The 640-nt window shown below is 63.4% G+C and carries 2 protein-coding genes; both read right to left on the bottom strand.

Translation table 11 applies throughout. From position 1 onward, the window contains the following. Positions 1-65 precede the first annotated feature (65 nt). Entirely contained in the window at positions 66-497 is a 432-nt protein-coding gene (locus ABE487_RS17210) for a hypothetical protein (RefSeq protein WP_346452158.1), read from the bottom strand. A gap of 41 nt (positions 498-538) precedes the next feature. Further along, positions 539-640: transposase (locus tag ABE487_RS17205; RefSeq protein ID WP_346452720.1), on the bottom strand; the 102-nt coding region annotated here is incomplete at its 5' end.

The raw sequence follows: 640 nt of genomic DNA, 5'->3' as shown, positions 1-640 counted from the left end.
TCGACCTGAAGCACTGCGCGCTCTTCCGCGCTCAGGTGGCTGTACTGTTTTCCCATCGCGACACCCTACACTCCGCCGGGTGTTGCACTTGGAAGTTGAGTCTGCCCAGCCAAGGTCAGCCAGCCATCGCGGCCACCCCAGATCCGGCACAGGTCGGTCGCCCAGCGCTCGTCAGGCGCCTGTGCCACCGACGGCAGCGCTTGGATCCGCGGTCGCATACCCACGGCCCGCTTGCGGACCTGCCAGCCCATCAGCTGGAACACCCGCTGCACCGTGTTCTTGTTCATCCCCAGCAACCCGGCCACCGTCCGGTAACCGAACGATGGCTCCTCCTCGATCAAGGCCTTGATCGGTCCGGCCAACTCCGGCCTCACCGATGGCGGCGCCTTGGTGGGCCGGTAGTACACGCTGCGTCGAGCCACCCCGAACCAGCGGCACAGTCTCACCATCGAAACTTCGAACCCGTCCGCCCGCAGTCCCTGCTGGATCGTGACCATCAGGTCTCGTCCTTGCCCAACAGGGACGCCAATTTTTTGGTTCATCGCTGAATTCCGGGGAAGGCTGCGCGGATCTTCAGGAAGAAGTACTCCTGATCGCGGTACCCGTAGGCACGGCGCTTGATGACCTTGATGGTGTTGTT

This window comes from Luteimonas sp. TWI596, from assembly GCF_039674105.1.
GTDB lineage: Bacteria > Pseudomonadota > Gammaproteobacteria > Xanthomonadales > Xanthomonadaceae > Luteimonas.
Note: the sequence above shows the minus strand (reverse complement) of the source record. Positions and strands in the feature narration are given on the sequence as shown.

Bases quoted from the DNA above. Each gene is read 5' to 3' on its own strand.
- ABE487_RS17210 (WP_346452158.1), bottom strand. From the start codon at position 497: ATGGTCACGATCCAGCAGGGACTGCGGGCGGACGGGTTCGAAGTTTCG.